Raw genomic sequence first — 17,346 nt, 5'->3', positions numbered from 1 at the left:
GTTTAATCGGTCAGCTTCATGGCGAGGAAAATCGAGCCGCCGCGTCGCTGCACCAGCACCGCGATGGACTTGCCTTTGGGCAGCCCTTTGACCACCTCGTTGAATTGCTTGGCATCCTTGATGACATGATCCTGTAGCTGCAGGATCACGTCGCCGCGGCGGATACCGGCATTGTAGGCCGCGCCGGGCTTCACTTCCTGCACCAGGACACCGTTTTGCGGCACTTCCAATTGCTCGCGCATCTCGGCAGTCAGGTCCGAAACGCTCAGGGCCAGGCGCGACACGGCCTGGGCACCCGGCTGTTCGGTGGAGCCCATGACCGGCTCGTCGTCGTCCGGCAGGGCGCCGATCTTGACCTTGAGTTCCTTCACCGCACCCTGACGCAGCACCGTCATGTTCGCGGTCTCGCCAATCTTTGTCATGCCGACCAGTGGCGGCAGCGAACTGGACGTGGTGATCTCAGTCTTGTTGTATTCGGTGATGATGTCGCCGATCTGAAGCCCTGCCTCCTGGGCCGGACTCTTCGGCAATATCTTGGATACCAGGGCGCCCTGCGGCTTCTTCATGCCGAAAGATTCGGCCAGTTCGCGGGTCACATCCTGAATCTGCACCCCCAGCCAGCCGCGGGAAACCTTGCCCTCGGCCTTGAGCTGGTCGGCCACCTTCATAGCCACCTCGATGGGAATGGCGAAGGACAGGCCCATGAAACCGCCGGTGCGGCTGTAAATCTGGGAATTCACGCCCACGACTTCACCATCCATGTTGAACAGCGGCCCTCCGGAGTTGCCCGGATTGATCGCCACGTCGGTCTGGATGAAGGGGACATAATTATCGCTGGGCAGGCTCCGGCCCTTGGCGCTGACGATGCCCGCCGTCACGGAATGCTCGAACCCGAAGGGCGAGCCGATGGCCAGCACCCATTCACCGACCCGCATCTTGTCCGAATTTCCAAGACGCACCACCGGCAGGTTTGTGGCGTCAATCTTCAGCAGGGCGATATCGCTGCGCTTGTCCGAGCCCACCACCTTGGCGACCAGTTCGCGCCGGTCCTGCAGGCGCACGACGATTTCGTCGGCGTCCTTCACCACATGGTGGTTGGTGATGACAAAGCCGTCCTGGGAAATAACGAAGCCGGAACCCAGGGACTTGGCCTCGCTGGGCCCGCTGCCGTTCCCGGGTTCACCCCCGCCACCGGGACCTCCGGGGCCGCCCTCACCGAAATAATGGCGGAAGAAATCGTCGAATGGAGTCCCCTCGGGAATCTCCATGCCCTCAGGCAGTTGCTGCTGTTCGCTGGCGGCAATCTTCTGCGTGGTGCTGATGTTGACCACTGCCGCGTTGTTCTTCTCCACCAGCCCGGTGAAGTCGGGCAATTCGACGGCACCCGCCGGCGGCATCAGCCAGACACCCAACATCAGCAGAAATACCGTCTGCATGCGCTTGAACATGAGGAACTCCCGAGTCATCGTGACCTTTCCGCCGGAAACCGGCGCTATCAATGGAATTGGCAAGAGGTTAGCTGATCTTGCGAAGAACGACGGGGCTGGCATCAGTCCCGAGTTTGAAACTGGAAAACCGGATTCCCGCGAAAAACAGAGCCATGCCGCCGAGCCCACCCAGGGCGCTCAGCGTGTCTGAATCAAGCAGACCGGTGTGGGCGGCAACAAACTGGCCCAAAAGCGCACCGGCGAACAGTCCGGCCAAGGGAAACAGATAGATCAGGAAAGCGCCCTGCACCAGGGCATCCTCCCGCAGGCCGATTACGACGCGGTCGCCGGGTTTGAATTCGCCGCTGGCGGAAGCCCACAGGCTTACTGTCTTTCCCGCGAACAAACGGCTGGTCACGCCGCTAGCGCAGGACGACTGTTGACAGCCGGAGCAGGCGGACTTGCGTTCCTTCTCCACCGCCACCCGGTTTCCATCCACCCGGGTGACCACGGCCTCTTCTTCAATCATAACCCCCCCTGAGCCGGCTTGCGGAGTCCGTCGCCGATCACCTGCACCGTTTTTTCCGGAACTTCTCCCATCACCGTCACCAGATAATTGTCGATCTTGCGGGTATAGGAGTTGATGGCGCCCACCTTGCGCGGCTGCGCGGTGAAAATTTCGTTCATGACCTGATCGATGTAAACGGATACCGAAGATAATCCGTCACTGAGGAGGATGTGGTCAATGGTGCGATTGTCGCTTCCCCGCTTCAACAGGCGGGAATAGGACATCATGCGGAATCCACCCGGCACGCCGTCCAGGGTCCAGCTGAGAGAGTCGGCGGGCAGGTTCTCGTGCTGCTTGACCTTCCAAGTACTGTCAAAGTGCGTGGACGGTTGCAAGCTCTCAGGCGCGATGGACTCTTCAACGCTCAGGCTGTTAAAGGCCATCTGCTCAACCACATTTTCGTTTTCGTCCAACACCTCGTACTTGAGCGGCAGCTTGGTTTCCACGTCCAGCCACAGGCGGCGCCCATAACGATAGCCGTCCAGAGGCATGATGCTGACAGAGCGCGCGAGCCGCTGAGCCACGTAGGCCGTATCACCCAGCATGAAGCCGTAGTAGCGGCCGAGTTCCGACAGATTGCTGGGCAAGTCGATCAGGGAAGACGAGCGCGCTGGCCGCACCTCCACTGACATGGACTTGGAGTCGGGGTAATAGCAGGTGACGGTGTCGGCGTTGCGGATCACCTCGCGCATGGGCGAATTCACCGACAGCAGACGTTCCTGCTCGACGCCGTCCGCATAGCGGTGGAACACCTTGAAGCTTTCCACCCGGTTATCTTTAAGGTAGGCCAGCATGCCCTGGTAATTGAGATGACTCATGGCCTGCTTGGTGGCAGCCAGCCAGGACTTGGCGTCGTGCTCATCGCCCTGCTCTGCCTGGGCGGGAGAGCCCAGCAACATCAAAACCGCAACGATAACGAGGGAAATCGGGTGCGGCGAATGGCGTGCGCTCAGATAACCTGGCATGGCGTATTAACGGTTGTCCTGGGCGTAGCTGACTGACCTGACATAAGGCAGCATCCCCGCCGAGCCCGCCATGTACGCGGTTTCATTGTGAGACAGCAGGTAGTCGTTGAATTGTGCCTCGGCCACCTTGTCGCTGGCCGGCGCCATGGCAACAGCCTGGTTGGAACTCAAGTTGGCCACCAGTTCACCGCCATGGTCCATCACCGATTTCCCCACCATCAGCGCCACGCCGGCCAGAGACGCGGCGAGGGCAAAGCCCACCACCCGCTGACGCCGCTCGGAACTGGAGCCGATTCCACGCCGAGGCGCCAGCACCGTCGGCTCCCTTTCAATCGCGGAGCTGATGCGGCGCGCAAATTCGTCGTCGACCATCAACCCGCGCGGCGAGCGCATGGCTTGACCTATGAGGTTGTAGCGAGCCCACGTCTGCTTCAAATCCTCCTCGTGTTCGATCCGTTCGATCAGGCGTGGATTGTCCCGCCCGTCCAATTCGCCATCCAGGAGCATGGATAGCCTGAGTTTCAGCTCCTTATCTCGGTCTGCCATAACGCTACCTCAACCCAAAACCGTCTTAAGCTTCTTGTCGATGGATTCCCGCGCGCGAAAAATACGTGAGCGCACTGTTCCGACAGGACAATTCATCACATCGGCAATTTCGTCGTAACTGAGTCCATCAAGCTCTCTCAGGGAAATCGCCGTTCGCAACTCATCAGGCAATTCGTCCAGAGCTTCCTGGATCACTTGGCCCAGTTCCTCGGTAAGAAGAAGACCCTCCGGAGTCTCCTGATCCCTTAGACCGGGTGCGTTTTCAAATTGTTCCGCGACCTCGACATCTATATCGTCGTCCGTAGGCCGGCGCGAGCGGGTCGCGATGTGGTTCTTGGCCGTATTGATGGCAATACGGTAGATCCACGTATAGAAGGCACTTTCACCGCGAAAGCTCGGCAGCGCTCGGTACGCCTTTATGAAGGTGTCCTGCGCGATATCCAGGGCCTCGTGGGGATCACGGATATAGCGGTTTATCAATTGAACGATCCGATTCTGATACTTCAGTACCAGCAGATCGAATGCCTTCTTGTCCCCCGCCTGAACACGTCTGACCAGTTCCTCGTCGGTTTGTTCACCCATCGTGCCCGACCTTGCGGCGTCCGCACGGGAAATACAGTATGGCCGATCGGAAGACAATGGACCCGCGCGGTCTTCCGTTATGGTCGGCTGCTAGCATGCGAACTCGCAAACAGATATGTCAGGTGTGATAAGAGGATTGGGGAATCAGCGCTTTAACTGCGCGATATTATCAACGTTTCCTGCCCGCCATTCAACGTATGGCATTTTTCTTGTACGATGGGTTCGACCTCAGCCCGCAGACCACCATGCCCAAACCCATCCCCAGCTTCGACGTATTGATCATTGGCAGTGGCGCGTCCGGCTTGAGCCTCGCCCTGCGCCTCGCCGACCAGGGCTACCAAATCGCCGTCCTCTCCAAGGTGGCGCTTTCCGAAGGCAGCACCCTGTACGCCCAGGGCGGCGTTTCCGCGGTGCTGGACGCCCAGGACTCGCTGGAATCGCACATTCAGGATACGCTGATCGCCGGCGCCGGCCTGTGCAGGCCAGAAACCGTGCGCTTGGTGGTCTCGCATGGGAAGGAGTGCATCGACTGGCTGCTGGACCGGGGCGTCCCCTTCACCGAAGTGCAATCCGAGGATGGCAGCGTACAACTGCACCTGACACGCGAGGGCGGGCACACCCACCGGCGCGTGGTGCACGCCGCCGACGCCACCGGCCGGGCAATCGAGACGTCCCTGGAAAAGCACGCGCGGCAGCATGGCAACATCAAGCTGTACGAGCACCACAACGTGGTGGATCTGATCACTGAGCACAAGCTGGGGGGGGTCGGCAACCGCGTGGTCGGCGCCTACGTGCTGGACTCCAGGCGCCATTTCGTGGTGCCCATGGCCGCCAAAATCGTGGCCCTGGCCACCGGGGGCGCATGCAAGGCCTATCTCTACACCAGCAACCCGGACGTCTCCACCGGCGACGGCATCGCCCTGGCCTGGCGCGCCGGCGCCCGGGTGGCCAACATGGAATTCATCCAGTTCCACCCCACCTGCCTCTACCACCCGCTCGCGCGCTCCTTCCTCATCACGGAGGCCCTGCGCGGCGAAGGCGGGCGTCTGCTGCTGCCGGACGGTACGCCCTTCATGCAGCGCTTCGACCCACGCGGCGAGTTGGCACCGCGCGACATCGTGGCGCGCGCCATCGACCACGAGATCAAGCGGCTGGGTATCGATTGCGTATATCTGGACATCAGCCACAAGCCACCGGAGTTCGTGCGCGAGCACTTCCCGACCATCCACGCCAAGCTGCTGGAACTGGGCATCGACATGACCTCGCAGCCCATACCCGTGGTGCCCGCCGCGCACTACACCTGCGGCGGCGTGGTCACCGACCTCTCGGCCCGCACCGATGTGCCAGGGCTTTATGCTGTGGGCGAAGTGGCCTGCACCGGCCTGCACGGCGCCAACCGCATGGCCAGCAACTCCCTGCTGGAGTGCCTGGTGTTCGCCAAGCAGGCGGCCGAGGATATCGCCGCCTGCATCGAGGACGCGCCGTCGCCGCCGACGCTGCCGCCCTGGGACGAATCAAAGGTCAGCGATTCCGACGAAGAAGTGGTGGTAACCCACAACTGGTTAGAACTGCGGCGCTTCATGTGGGACTACGTGGGCATCGTGCGCACCAACAAGCGCCTGCAGCGCGCCCTGAGGCGCGTGGAACTGTTGAAGGGCGAGATCGCCGAATATTACGGCAATTTCCGCGTGACCAGCGACCTGCTGGAACTGCGGAACCTTGTGACGGTGGCCGAACTCATCATACGTTCGGCCTTGCAGCGCAAGGAAAGCCGCGGCCTGCACTTCACGCTGGACTACCCGGAGACGGACGACCAGCAACCGCCACAGGATACGCTGATGACACCGGCCCCGCCCGTTGCCAACACGCGGGAGGCCGAATCAGGTGGCTGAGCGCGACATGCTGACGGGCACCCGCTTCGCGCCCCAGGTCCCCGGTGCCGCCTCGAACACGCCGGCGCAGGCTGCGCCGCATGCGGCGCAGGCGCCCTCTGGCGTAAGATTCCAGTCCGACAGTTCGTACCAATCCCGCCCGATCAATAATTCACCGCAACTGTGGCAGTAGGTGCTGTCCGCCTGCTTGTCGTGCACATTGCCCACATAGACGTAGCGCACACCGTTGGTCATGGCGATGCGGCGCGCATTGAGCAAGGTGGCCGGGGGCGTCGGCGGATGATCCAGCAGCTTCCAGTCGGGATGAAACGCGGAGAAATGCAGGGGCACATCCGGCCCCAGGTGCTCCACCACCCATTGCGATAGGGCGTTCAGTTCCTCATCGGAGTCGTTCTCGCCCGGGATCAGCAGGGTCGTGATCTCCAACCAGGACCGGGTCTCGTGCCGGATGTACTGCAAGGTTTCCAGCACCGGCTGCAAATGGCCGCCGCACAGGCGGTGGTAGAAATCCTCGGTGAAGGCCTTCAGGTCGATGTTGGCCGCGTCCATGTGGCGGTAGAACTCCGCCCGCGGCTCGGCGCACTGATAGCCTGCCGACACCGCCACTGTCCTGATTCCAAGTTCACGGCACGCAATTGCAGTATCGATGGCGTATTCGTGAAAGATCACCGGGTCGTTGTAGGTAAAGGCGACGCTGCGGCAGTCGAGGCGCGCGGCGGCCTGCGCAATGGCCTCGGGCGAAGCGCGGTCAAGCAGGGAATCGGTTTCCCGCGATTTGCTGATGTCCCAGTTCTGGCAGAATTTGCATGCCAGGTTGCAGCCCGCCGTCCCGAAGGAGAAGACGGGCGTGCCCGGCAGGAAATGGTTTAGCGGCTTTTTCTCGATCGGGTCGATGCAGAACCCGCTGGAACGTCCGTAGGACAACAGGACGATGGCGCCGCCGAAGTTGCCGCGGACGAAGCACAAGCCGCGCTGGTTCTCGTGCAGTTTGCAGAAGCGCGGGCATATCAGACACTCCACCCTGCCGTCGTCCAGCTTACGCCAGTAGCGGGTGGGAAAAGCGTCGGTGGGATCGATGAGCGTGTCCACGGGCACCCCCTGCCGAATAGTAAAAAGCGCAGGATTCACAGTAGGGAAATTGTGGAATAATGACAAGTGTAGCGAACGCGTATACCAAGGAGGTTGCCATGAACGTTACCGTACGTCAGCCGGCGGTGGCCGGCTTGTTCTATCCCGCCGACGCCAAGCCGTTGCACCATCTGGTGCGCAGCCTGCTCGAGGGCAGCCACAGCAAGGAGCAGGTGCCCAAAGCCCTGATCGCCCCCCATGCCGGCTACATCTACTCCGGCGCCATCGCCGCCAGCGCCTATGCCAGCCTATTGCCCGCGCGGCAGCGTATTAAACGCGTGATACTCCTGGGTCCCGCCCATCACGTGGGCTTTCCGGGGCTGGCCGTGAGCAGCGCCGCGGCATTCCTCACGCCCCTGGGCGAAATTCCCGTGGACGGCGAGGCCGTAAAGAAGCTACTGGAACTGCCGTCGGTGCGTGAACTGGACGAGGCTCATGCCGAGGAACACAGCCTGGAAGTACAACTGCCCTTCCTGCAGGAGACCCTGGAGAGCTTCTCGCTGGTGCCCGTCGTGGTCGGTTCCGCGACGCCGGACGAGGTGCGGCAGGTGCTCGACCTCCTGTGGGGGGGCGAGGAAACCCTGATCGTGATCAGCTCCGACCTCAGCCATTTCCACGACTACGCGACCGCGCGGCGCCTGGATGAATCCACCACGAAGTCCATCGAAGCGATGCGGCCTCAGGATCTGGACTACGACGCCGCCTGTGGCCGGCTCCCCATTGCCGGGCTGCTGCTGGCGGCGCGCGAACACGGGCTGTCCGTGCACACCGTGGACCTGCGCAATTCCGGGGACACCGCCGGTAGCAAGGACCGGGTGGTCGGCTACGGGGCCTATGTCCTGCACTGAGCCGCTCAGTCAGGCCCAGCGGGCGTATCTGCTGGACCTGGCGCGGCGTTCCATCCGCCACGGACTGGAGCATGGAAGCGCGCTGCCGGTGGATCTCGACCCGATGGAGACGGCGCTGCGGCGTCAGCAGGCCAGTTTTGTCACACTGGAAATCAGCGGCACCTTGCGCGGCTGCATGGGCAGCCTCGAAGCGCATCGCCCACTGGCCGAGGACGTGGCAGCAAACGCCTACGCCGCCGCCTTCCGCGACCCCCGCTTTCCCCCTGTAACAACAAGGGAAGAACCGGAACTGGAACTCCATATCTCGCTGCTCACCGCACCCGAAGCGATGCACATCGAATCGGAAGCCGACCTGCTGCGCCAACTCCGCCCCGGCGTCGACGGGTTGATCCTGCGCGAAGGCGCGCATCGTGGCACCTTCCTCCCCGCGGTCTGGGAAGACTTGCCCTTCCCTGCCGATTTCCTGCGCCATCTCAAGGCGAAAGCCGGGTTGCCCTCGGATTACTGGTCCGACAGCATCGAGGTCTTTCGCTACGGGACGCAGGTCATCGAATAGAAGGCGAAGCCCGGTCGCTTGGGGTGACGACATGAACCCCAACGATGAGGCTGGGGTCGGCAGCCTTGTTCCATCCCGACTGTACCTCGGCTGGACTTCAGCGGGCGCCCCGCATCCGCGTGGCCATGCCAGGTCCGGCGCGCCGATGCATTCTACGGGCTTGACTATACTCCGACTCGGCAGAGCGCCATGTTTCCCGACCAGCCGGCCACCCCGCCGGCTACCGGGCTCCCCCGCAGTGAGCGCATGCCCTTCCCTCTTTTCGGAGCACGCCTATGGCCACTGTCACCCCCATCATTCGCACAGCCCTTGCATTGAATTTGCTCGGCCTTTCGCTCGCCGCCACGGCAGATACATCCAAGGCGATCATCGGCTTTCCGGTCCTTGGCGAGGGAGAATTGAGCTCCGATCTGTATTTGTACAGCTGCGCGGACTCAAGCTGCGCATCGATCACACAGCTCCCGGATTACGGCCATATCACCAACGTGCACCGCTGGCCCAAGTCCCTCAATGGTCCCGGCGGCCCGGCCCCGCAAACCTGGGTTTTCCTGACGCTGAACGGGTCGGATCAGTACTTCCAGTTCTGGCAGCAGGTCGATACGCAATGGCAAAGCTGCATCTTCGAGATCACCGCCAGCGGCGAGAACGGCCCCGGCACGACCTGTGTCGGCGTGGTGAGTGTCGCTCCGCCGAGCGGAGTGACGGGAAACCTGCCCTATTTCAACATGGGCGCCGCCATGTTTCCGCCCTCCAGCACCCAGGCAAGCGCGCCCTCGCCGGCTCCCCAGCCGAACAACACGCTGCCCTCCAGGACATTGACCTATACCAATGCGACTTCGAACGTGAAACTCTGCCTACAGACCGACAGTTCATTCGCGCACACGAACTGCGGTAACGGCGGCATTGCGCTGAAGCGCAACACACCTTACGTGATACCCGCGGAGGATCTGCAGAACGGCGTGAACTCGGGCCTGGGGCAGATCGCCGCATTCAAGGCCAAGCCCGGAAGTCGATGGGTCAATACCGGCAAGGGTTCCGGCAGCAATGGCCAGGTCTATGCCACCAACCTGGAATATACCTATTGGCCCGCCAGCGCCGCGAACACCGGAGGCCCGACCACCATCGACATTTCCTTGGTGAACGGCTTCAACGTGGGCGCCAAGCTCTCCGTCAACAGCGACACCGCCTGCTACATCGCCGACAGCGAGGGCGGAACGCCTTACTTCATGCTGTACAAGGCAAACTCCGTGCTGGCGCAATTCCCCAATGCCGCAAAAACACTGACAGCCACCTGCCCCGCGGACGAGCAGGTCGGACGCGGCTGCTACAGCCCCTGCGCCAGCGCCACGGCGCAACAGTCTTCCGACGCCGACCAGTACTGCTGCGCGAATGCCTACAACACCGCGGCGTCCTGCACCCTGCCGCCGACCACCGATTACGTCACGAACATCGATGGCAATTCGACGCGCGTGTACAGTTGGGCTTTTGAAGATTACCGCGGCACCTTCACCTGCGAACCCGCCGCCAGCTTTACCTTCACCCTGATCGATCCCTACGCGGTCGTGGCCAAGACAAAATAACTGGGCCCGAGTGTCTAGCCTGAGTCCGCTGAACGAACAGCGGACCGGCCCCAAGAAAAGGCAGAGCCGGGGCAGACGCACGGCGCCGCGATCGATGCGCTTCACCGGGTGAAGCGCATCCTATTTGGGCTACGCAGTGTCAATTGAAAGCCTGGTCGATTGCCAGCTCGGTAGGTTTGGCGACGACAGGAACCCCAATGATTACAGCATGCTTCCGCGGCCGTGACGTTCGCATGCACACCACCCGCTTCGCCAAATTCACCACCCTGGAATTCGGCAGCCACATCAAACGACGCGCCCCAGCCGGCAGGCAGGATTCCGTTGCGTATATACCGGTGAATGCTGGTATGGGACCAATTCGAAGGACGCCGGACATACCCGCGCTTGACCGGATTGTAATGAAATAGTCCACATGCCGGCGAAAATCGTCTTCGTCGCGGATCGTGTGCTCCCAATAGCGCCGCTGCCAGACACCCCGTTCCCCTTTTCGCGTCAACTGGCGCTGATTCGTTCGACCTTCGGCAATCGCCGGGAAAATCCACTTTCGATCAGTGCCCCGAAAATTGGACTTCGTTGGGGTTCCTAATGTCACACCAACCTACCGAAGCCGATGTCGCCTGGACCAATCGACCCATCCAGCCTCGCGACCGAAAGCGCCGCGTTTGCGGACGCATCACCGATCCGCGGCAGTGCTCCATGCCCCCCGCCAGCTTAATAGACTAGAATCAGGACGCTGCTGGTGGTCAGATGTCAGCCATGCGCAAGTCTCATGGTCATCAGCGTGTCGCATTTGGCGTATCCGCCGCGTGCGGCGTTTCCTTAACCCTTCCCAGAACAGCGATGTCCGAGGATCCGAAGTCCAAGTTCAATGCGCCACACAAGGGCCGCGGCGCGGTGAGCAATCCGGGCAGCCGCTACAGCCTGGTCACGCGCGAACCCTTCGATGACGGCTGGTCCCGGGAGGAGGCCATCGAAAAGCTGCTAACCACCGTTACCGCGGAGAAGGCGCGGTCCATCATCGCCCGCAACGACTCGCCGGACGTTCCTTTCGAGCAGTCGATCAACACCTACCGGGGCTGCGAGCATGGCTGCATCTATTGTTACGCGCGTCCCAGTCACGCCTACCTGGACTTATCCCCCGGCCTGGACTTCGAATCGCGCTTGTTCACCAAACCCAACGCGGCCGACCTGCTGCGCAAGGAACTGGCCAAGGCCAGCTATGTCTGCAAGCCCATTGCCCTGGGTGCCAACACCGACCCCTACCAGCCCATCGAACGCGAACACCGGCTGACCCATGCCGTCCTGGAAGTGCTATGGGAGTGCGCCCATCCCGTGACCATCACCACCAAGTCGGCCCTGATAGAACGCGACTTGGGACTGCTCGCAGCCATGGCGGAAAAGAACCTGGCGCAGGTGCAAATCTCGCTCACCACGCTGGACCGTGGCTTGGCGCGCCGCCTGGAACCGCGCGCGGCTGCTCCGGAAAGGCGCCTTTTGACCATCCGCAAGCTAAGCCAAGCCGGCATACCGGTGACGGTGCTGATCGCCCCGGTGATTCCTTTCCTCACTGACGCGGAACTCGAAGACTTGCTGGAGCAGGCGGCGGGCGCCGGCGCCCGCCACGCCCAGTACATCATGCTGCGGCTACCACTGGAGTTGAAGGATTTGGTCACCGACTGGCTGCAGGTACACTATCCCCTCAAGCGCGAGCATGTCCTCAACCGGCTCACGGAGTTGCACGGCGGGCAGTTGTACCGCGCCACCTTCACCGAGCGGCAATCCGGCACCGGCCTCTACGCCGAATTGATGCGTCAGCGTTTTCGCCTCGCAGTCAAGCGTCAGGGATTGAATACCTCGGTTCCGCCTCTGGACACGGCACAGTTCCAGCCGCCGCGCCCGAAGGGGCCACAGCAGATGTCTTTGTTTTGAGAACAGCCATGAAGCAAAACCCGAAGCCATTCTGGCGCAGCAAATCCCTCACTGAAATGAGCCTAGAGGAGTGGGAGTCGCTCTGCGATGGCTGCGGCAAATGCTGCCTCCACAAGATCGAGGACGAGGACACCGGGGAATTGTTTTTCACCCGGGTGAGCTGCCGCCTGCTGGATATCAAGACCTGCCGCTGCGGCGAATATGCGCGCAGGACCCAGGCCGTGGCCGATTGCCTGGATCTGCGCAAGGACTTCCAGGCCTTTAACTGGCTGCCCTCGACCTGCGCCTACCGCCTGCTTGCCGAGGGCGACGAACTGCCGGCCTGGCATCCCCTGGTGTCCGGTGACGCCCACTCGGTAAGGGACGCCGGTGCCTGCGTATCCGGATTCGCCATCTCCGAGACCCAGGTGGACGATATACTGGATCACGTCATCGAGGACCTGAACTGAAACGCTGAAGCCACGGCGCACGTGGCCTGGAGTCCCCCGCTCTGGTAACATCGGGCGATAAAACGGGAGACAAGACCATGAGCGACAGAATTGTATTGAGATCCGGTGAGGCCCTGGTGGCGGGCGGACCACCGGGCACGGCGGCGGAGCCGGAAGTGATCATCGGTGAACTAGACGGGCCGGTAGGCACGGCTCTGGCGACCCTGACCGGCGATCAGGTAAAAGGACACACCCGCGTATTCGCCATCCTCAACACGGACATACAGGTGAGGCCGCTGACCCTGATGGTCAGCAAAGTCACGGTAAACAACAGCCGCTACACCAACATTCTCATGGGCACCGTGCAGGCCGCCATCGCCAACGGCGTGCTGGATGCCGTGCGCGCCGGCGACATCCCCAAGGAAAAGGCCAATGACCTGGGCATCATTGTGTCGGTCTGGCTGAATCCCAGCGTGGCCACCGACGATAATCTGGACCACAAGATCCTGTTCGACATCCACCGCCGCGCCATGGCCAAGGCCATTCACAAGGCCATGAACCACCAGCCCGACATCGACTGGCTGCTGGAGCATCAGGAAGAGATCGTCCACAAGTACTACCAGATGGGTCTGGACGGCAAGATCTAGGCGCTGTTGCCCGCCCTGCCCGGCCAACCGTGAACAAGTCCTGGAACGTCATTTTTCTGGGATTTTTCCTGTGGTCGGGCATCGCCCCGGCGGACCGGCTCACCTGGTTCCTGGAGGTCGCGCCGGCCATCGTGACCTTCGCGGTCCTCCTGGCGACGCGCCAGTCCTTTCCCCTGACGGCCCTGACTTACTGGCTACTGCTGGCCGAGTGCGTGGTGCTGATGATCGGGGGGCATTACACCTATGCCCATGTCCCGCTGTTCGACTGGATCAGCGAGTATTTCCAGCACGGCCGCAACAACTACGACAAGCTGGCCCATTTGTCGCAAGGCTTCGTGCCCGCCATCCTGGTGCGCGAGCTGCTGCTGCGGCTGCAGGTATTGCAGCGGACCGGCTGGCTGTTCTTCATCGTCACCTGCATCTGCCTCGCCATCAGCGCGTTTTACGAGCTGATCGAGTGGTGGGTGGCGCTGGTCTCCAAGCAGGCGGCCGAGTCCTTCCTCGGCACGCAAGGATACGAGTGGGACACCCAGAGCGACATGGCCCTGGCCCTGCTCGGCGCCATGCTGGCCCAAGCCCTGCTCAAACGAATGCACGACCTTCAAATCCAGGCGCTGGGACGCGCCTGAGCGGCGGGGGTTCAGCGGCGGCGTGAGCTGGTTCCGCCCAGGATGGAGCCCAGCACGCCGCGCATGATCTGCCGGCCCAGTTGGCTGCCCACCGCCCGCGCCGCGCTCTTAGCGAAGGCCTCTACCACTTCGGCCACCTGGTTGTCCTCCTGGCGCGCACGCCCCTTGGGCGCTTCCTCGGCGCTGGACTTGGCCTTGGCGCTCAGTTGCTCGTAGGCGGATTCGCGGTCCACCGCTTGCGCATAGTGGCCGTAGAGGCTGGATTTCTTGAGCAAGGCGCCCCGTTCTTCGGCGTCCAGCGGCTTGAGCCGGCTTTGCGGCGGCAGGATCTGCGCCCGCTCCACCGGGGTGGGCGAGCCTTTCTCGTCCAGCACCGATACCAGCGCTTCGCCCACACCCAGTTCCGTGATGACGGACGCCACGTCCAGCTTGGGGTTGCTGCGAAAAGTTTCCGCCGCCGCCTGCACTGCCTTCTGGTCCCGGGGCGTGAAGGCGCGCAGCGCGTGCTGCACCCGGTTGCCCAACTGTCCGAGAACGGCATCGGGAACATCCAGGGGATTCTGAGTCACGAAGTAGATGCCCACGCCCTTGGAGCGGATCAGCCGCACCACTTGCTCCACCTTGTCCACCAGGGCCTCGGGCGCGTCGTCGAACAGCAGATGGGCCTCGTCGAAGAAGAAGACCAGCTTGGGCTTTTCCGGGTCGCCTGCCTCCGGCAGATTCTCGAACAATTCCGACAGCATCCACAGCAGAAAACTGGCGTAGAGCTTGGGGCTGTGCACGAGCTTGTCGGCGGCCAGGATGTTTACCACGCCCAGGCCATCGCCGTCCGTCTGCATGAGATCGTCCAGGTTCAAGGCCGGCTCGCCGAAGAAATGCTCGCCGCCCTGCCCTTCCAGGCTTAGCAAGCCACGCTGGATCGCCCCGATGCTGGCGGTGGAAACGTTGCCATACTCGGTCTTCAGGGACGCGGCGTTATCCCCCACGAACTGCACCATGGCGCGCAGGTCCTTGAGGTCCAGCAGCAGGTGGCCGGCATCATCGGCCACGCGGAAGACCAGTTCCAGCACGCCGCTCTGGGTGTCGTTGAGATTGAGCAAGCGGCCCATGAGCAAGGGCCCCATATCGGAGATGGTAGTGCGCACCGCCGTGCCCTGCTCGCCGAACACATCGAAGAACTCCACCGGGTAACCCCGCAGCGTGTCTTCGGACAGGCCGAACTGGCGCATCTTCTCCAGCACCTTGGGGTTATCGCCGCCCTTCTCCGCCAGGCCCGACAGATCGCCCTTGATATCGGCGAGGAAGACCGGCACACCCAGGCGGCTGAAGCCTTCCGCCAGGGTACGCAGGGTGATGGTCTTGCCGGTTCCGGTCGCTCCCGCCACCAGGCCGTGGCGGTTGGCCATGCGCGGTAGCAGGCCGATGGTGTGACCGGCAACGGCAAATTCCAGTTCGCTAGCAGTCATGGACTTCTCCTTGGGTCTTAGGCTGACACTTCGTGCGCGGCGTTGGCGCCCACCAACAGGCGGCCGACGGTTTCCAATTGTTCCGCGTTACCCAACAGGCCGATGCGGTCCTTGGGCTGGAACACGGTGTCCGTGCCCGGGTTGACGATCAGTCGGCTCTCCCGCTTGATGGCCACCAGGGTGGCGCCCGTGCGGGTGCGCAGGGCCATCTCGCCCAGGGTCTTGCCCACCATGGGACTGTCTTCCGGCACCTTGCGCCAGTTGATGTCGATCAGTTCCGAGGCATCCAGCAGATCCCGCAACAACTCGTGTTCGCCTTGCGACTTGACCAGGGCGTTGTAATTCTCGTGGCGTACCGTATCCGCGTATCGGCGCACCTCGTGCAGAGGAAACCCGAGCTGCAACAGGGTATGCCGGAGCACCTGCAGGCCCCCTTCCAACTCCGGGTGGATAACCAGTTGCGCGCCCAGTTCGGACAGCCGCTTCACCCCGGCCCGCGTCGCCGCCCGTGCAATGATGGGCAGATTGGGCGCGATGTCACGCGCCGCAGCCACGGTCAGCTCGGTGGCGGCCTCTTCGGGCAGGGTGATCACCAGCAGGCGCGCCCGGTGCAAAGCGGCATGGGTGAGAATGTCCGAGTTGGCGGTATCGCCCAGCAAGGTCGGCACGCCCTGCTTGGACAACCGCTCGATGCGGCTGATACGGTAATCGATCACCAGGTAGGGAATGCCGAGTTCCCCCATGACGTCCACGATATGCGAGCCGACACGTCCATAGCCCACCACCACCACGTGGCCGGCCACGGATTCCTCTACCGGGGTCTGAGAGGAACCGTGGCGGTCGAGCCAGCGCCACAAGGGCTTGACCCGGCGCAAAGCCTTGCCGAGGGGATCCACACTGCGCAGCATGAGCGGATTGATGACGATGGACAGCAGGGCCGTCGCCAGGATCAGCGCATGCTGGTCGTGGTTCAGCAATCCCAGATTGAGGCCGGCCTGATCCAGGATGAAGGAGAACTCGCCGATCTGGCAGGATCCGGCCGCCACCACCAGGGCAGTGTGGGCAGGACGCGGAAAGGGCAGCACCCAGGCTCCGGCGACGATGAACTTGCCGAACACCACCAGCGCCGTCAGCACCAGCACCGGCCAGACGTTGGCAAGGAGGAAAACCGGGTCCAGCAGCATGCCGACGGACACGAAGAACAGCACGGAAAAGGCTTCCCGGAAGGGCAGAAGATCCGAGGCGATACGATGGCTCAGGGGCGATTCGCTGACCACCGCGCCGGCCACGAAAGCGCCCAGGGCCAGGGACACCCCGAACAGCTTGGCCGCCCCCAGCGCTACGCCCAAGGAAGTCGCCAGGATGGCCAGGATGAACAGTTCGCGGGAGCGTGTATGCGCCACGCGCAGCAGCAGCCAGGGAATGATGCGCTTGCCGGCAAACAGCATGACCATCAGAAAGCCGAGCGCGGAGGACAGGGCCAGGCCGAGTGTGCGCCAGTCCACCGGGCCGCCCTGGTCCGCCAGGTTCGGCAACACCATGATGATGAGCACGGTGGCGATATCCTCCATGACGCGCCAGCCCACCGCCACCTGCCCGTCCTGGGTATTGAGCCAGCCGCGATCCATGAAGCCGCGCAACATCACGATGGTACTGGCGATGGAAAGCACCAGCCCCAGCACCATGCCGGACATCGGCTTCCAGCCCCAATAATGGCTGAGGGCGTATCCCAGGGCCAGCATGGTCACCATTTGACCCAGGGTGCCGATGATGGCCACGTCGCGCACCTTCCACAGGTCGGCAAAGGAGAAGTGCAGCCCCACCCCGAACATCAGGAAGATGATGCCCAGTTCCGCCAGGGCATTGATGGTTTCCGGGTCGGCTGCCCATCCGGGCGTGAACGGCCCGATGGCCACGCCCGCCAGGAGATAGCCGACGATGGTGGGAAGCCCCAGGCGCTGCACCAGCAGGCCGCCGACAAAGGCAATGCCTAGGGCAACGGCGATGTTATCCAGCAAACCCAGATTATGTATTGAATTCACGAAGCACTTGGTCCGGCGTGGCGAGGTTTCCAACCATTATACCGGCGGTGTGGGCGGGCAGATACCGGCCACACGCGACCAATCAATTGCTTATTCGTCGTCCCGAACGTTAT

16 protein-coding genes are annotated in these 17,346 nt (G+C 62.5%); 8 read left to right on the top strand and 8 right to left on the bottom strand.

Features of this window, described 5'->3' with window-relative positions; genetic code table 11:
• Positions 1 to 2: 2 nt before the first annotated feature.
• The 5 genes from EK23_RS13465 to rpoE form a co-directional block, all read right to left on the bottom strand.
• Positions 3 to 1,448, bottom strand: coding sequence for a DegQ family serine endoprotease (locus EK23_RS13465; protein ID WP_045225884.1), 1,446 nt, complete (start codon positions 1,446 to 1,448; stop codon positions 3 to 5).
• 67 nt (positions 1,449 to 1,515) lie between these two features.
• Positions 1,516 to 1,956 carry a SoxR reducing system RseC family protein gene (locus EK23_RS13460; protein WP_045225883.1) on the bottom strand — a complete coding sequence of 147 codons (441 nt, stop codon included), beginning with the start codon at positions 1,954 to 1,956 and terminating at the stop codon, positions 1,516 to 1,518.
• Positions 1,953 to 2,960, bottom strand: coding sequence for a MucB/RseB C-terminal domain-containing protein (locus EK23_RS13455; protein WP_052808168.1), 1,008 nt, complete (start codon positions 2,958 to 2,960; stop codon positions 1,953 to 1,955). The genes EK23_RS13460 and EK23_RS13455 overlap by 4 nt, the downstream gene beginning before the upstream one ends.
• A gap of 6 nt (positions 2,961 to 2,966) precedes the next feature.
• On the bottom strand, positions 2,967 to 3,506 hold the full coding sequence (locus tag EK23_RS21805; protein WP_082054182.1) for a sigma-E factor negative regulatory protein: 540 nt from the start codon (positions 3,504 to 3,506) through the stop codon (positions 2,967 to 2,969).
• A gap of 9 nt (positions 3,507 to 3,515) precedes the next feature.
• Complete coding sequence (rpoE, locus tag EK23_RS13445; RefSeq protein ID WP_045225882.1) at positions 3,516 to 4,088, bottom strand: RNA polymerase sigma factor RpoE; 573 nt, start codon at positions 4,086 to 4,088, stop codon at positions 3,516 to 3,518.
• A 245-nt stretch (positions 4,089 to 4,333) separates the two neighbouring features.
• Here rpoE and nadB point away from each other — a divergent pair, with 245 nt between their 5' ends.
• Positions 4,334 to 5,980, top strand: coding sequence for an L-aspartate oxidase (gene nadB, locus EK23_RS13440; RefSeq protein ID WP_045225934.1), 1,647 nt, complete (start codon positions 4,334 to 4,336; stop codon positions 5,978 to 5,980).
• On the opposite strand, the gene amrS is transcribed toward nadB, so the two are convergent.
• On the bottom strand, positions 5,969 to 7,069 hold the full coding sequence (gene amrS / locus EK23_RS13435) for an AmmeMemoRadiSam system radical SAM enzyme (protein ID WP_045225933.1): 1,101 nt from the start codon (positions 7,067 to 7,069) through the stop codon (positions 5,969 to 5,971). The genes nadB and amrS overlap by 12 nt on opposite strands.
• Positions 7,070 to 7,167: 98 nt before the next feature.
• Between amrS and amrB the strand changes: the two genes are divergently transcribed.
• The 7 genes from amrB (at position 7,168) to EK23_RS13395 (ending at position 13,725) form a co-directional block, all read left to right on the top strand.
• Entirely contained in the window at positions 7,168 to 7,956 is a 789-nt protein-coding gene (amrB, locus tag EK23_RS13430) for an AmmeMemoRadiSam system protein B (protein ID WP_045225881.1), read from the top strand.
• Entirely contained in the window at positions 7,943 to 8,512 is a 570-nt protein-coding gene (gene amrA / locus EK23_RS13425) for an AmmeMemoRadiSam system protein A (protein ID WP_045225880.1), read from the top strand. The genes amrB and amrA overlap by 14 nt, the downstream gene beginning before the upstream one ends.
• A gap of 275 nt (positions 8,513 to 8,787) precedes the next feature.
• Positions 8,788 to 10,092, top strand: a complete 1,305-nt coding sequence (locus EK23_RS13420) for a thaumatin family protein (protein WP_045225879.1) — start codon at positions 8,788 to 8,790, stop codon at positions 10,090 to 10,092.
• A gap of 840 nt (positions 10,093 to 10,932) precedes the next feature.
• Entirely contained in the window at positions 10,933 to 12,021 is a 1,089-nt protein-coding gene (locus tag EK23_RS13410) for a PA0069 family radical SAM protein (protein WP_045225877.1), read from the top strand.
• 8 nt (positions 12,022 to 12,029) lie between these two features.
• The gene (locus tag EK23_RS13405; RefSeq protein WP_045225876.1) at positions 12,030 to 12,470 is read left to right on the top strand and encodes a YcgN family cysteine cluster protein; all 441 of its coding nucleotides are present in this window, start codon (positions 12,030 to 12,032) and stop codon (positions 12,468 to 12,470) included.
• A 77-nt stretch (positions 12,471 to 12,547) separates the two neighbouring features.
• The gene (gene fae / locus EK23_RS13400; protein ID WP_045225875.1) at positions 12,548 to 13,096 is read left to right on the top strand and encodes a formaldehyde-activating enzyme; all 549 of its coding nucleotides are present in this window, start codon (positions 12,548 to 12,550) and stop codon (positions 13,094 to 13,096) included.
• Positions 13,097 to 13,125: 29 nt separating this feature from the next.
• On the top strand, positions 13,126 to 13,725 hold the full coding sequence (locus EK23_RS13395) for a DUF2238 domain-containing protein (RefSeq protein ID WP_045225874.1): 600 nt from the start codon (positions 13,126 to 13,128) through the stop codon (positions 13,723 to 13,725).
• 11 nt (positions 13,726 to 13,736) lie between these two features.
• On the opposite strand, the gene EK23_RS13390 is transcribed toward EK23_RS13395, so the two are convergent.
• On the bottom strand, positions 13,737 to 15,191 hold the full coding sequence (locus EK23_RS13390) for a helicase HerA-like domain-containing protein (RefSeq protein WP_045225873.1): 1,455 nt from the start codon (positions 15,189 to 15,191) through the stop codon (positions 13,737 to 13,739).
• Between the two features lie 17 nt (positions 15,192 to 15,208).
• Entirely contained in the window at positions 15,209 to 17,233 is a 2,025-nt protein-coding gene (locus EK23_RS13385) for a monovalent cation:proton antiporter family protein (protein ID WP_200892158.1), read from the bottom strand.
• Between the last annotated feature and the right edge of the window lie 113 nt (positions 17,234 to 17,346).

The sequence above is a fragment of the Methyloterricola oryzae genome (genome assembly GCF_000934725.1).
Lineage (GTDB): Bacteria > Pseudomonadota > Gammaproteobacteria > Methylococcales > Methylococcaceae > Methyloterricola > Methyloterricola oryzae.
The sequence above is the reverse complement of the archived record's forward strand: the minus strand, read 5'-3'. Positions and strand labels throughout refer to the sequence as shown.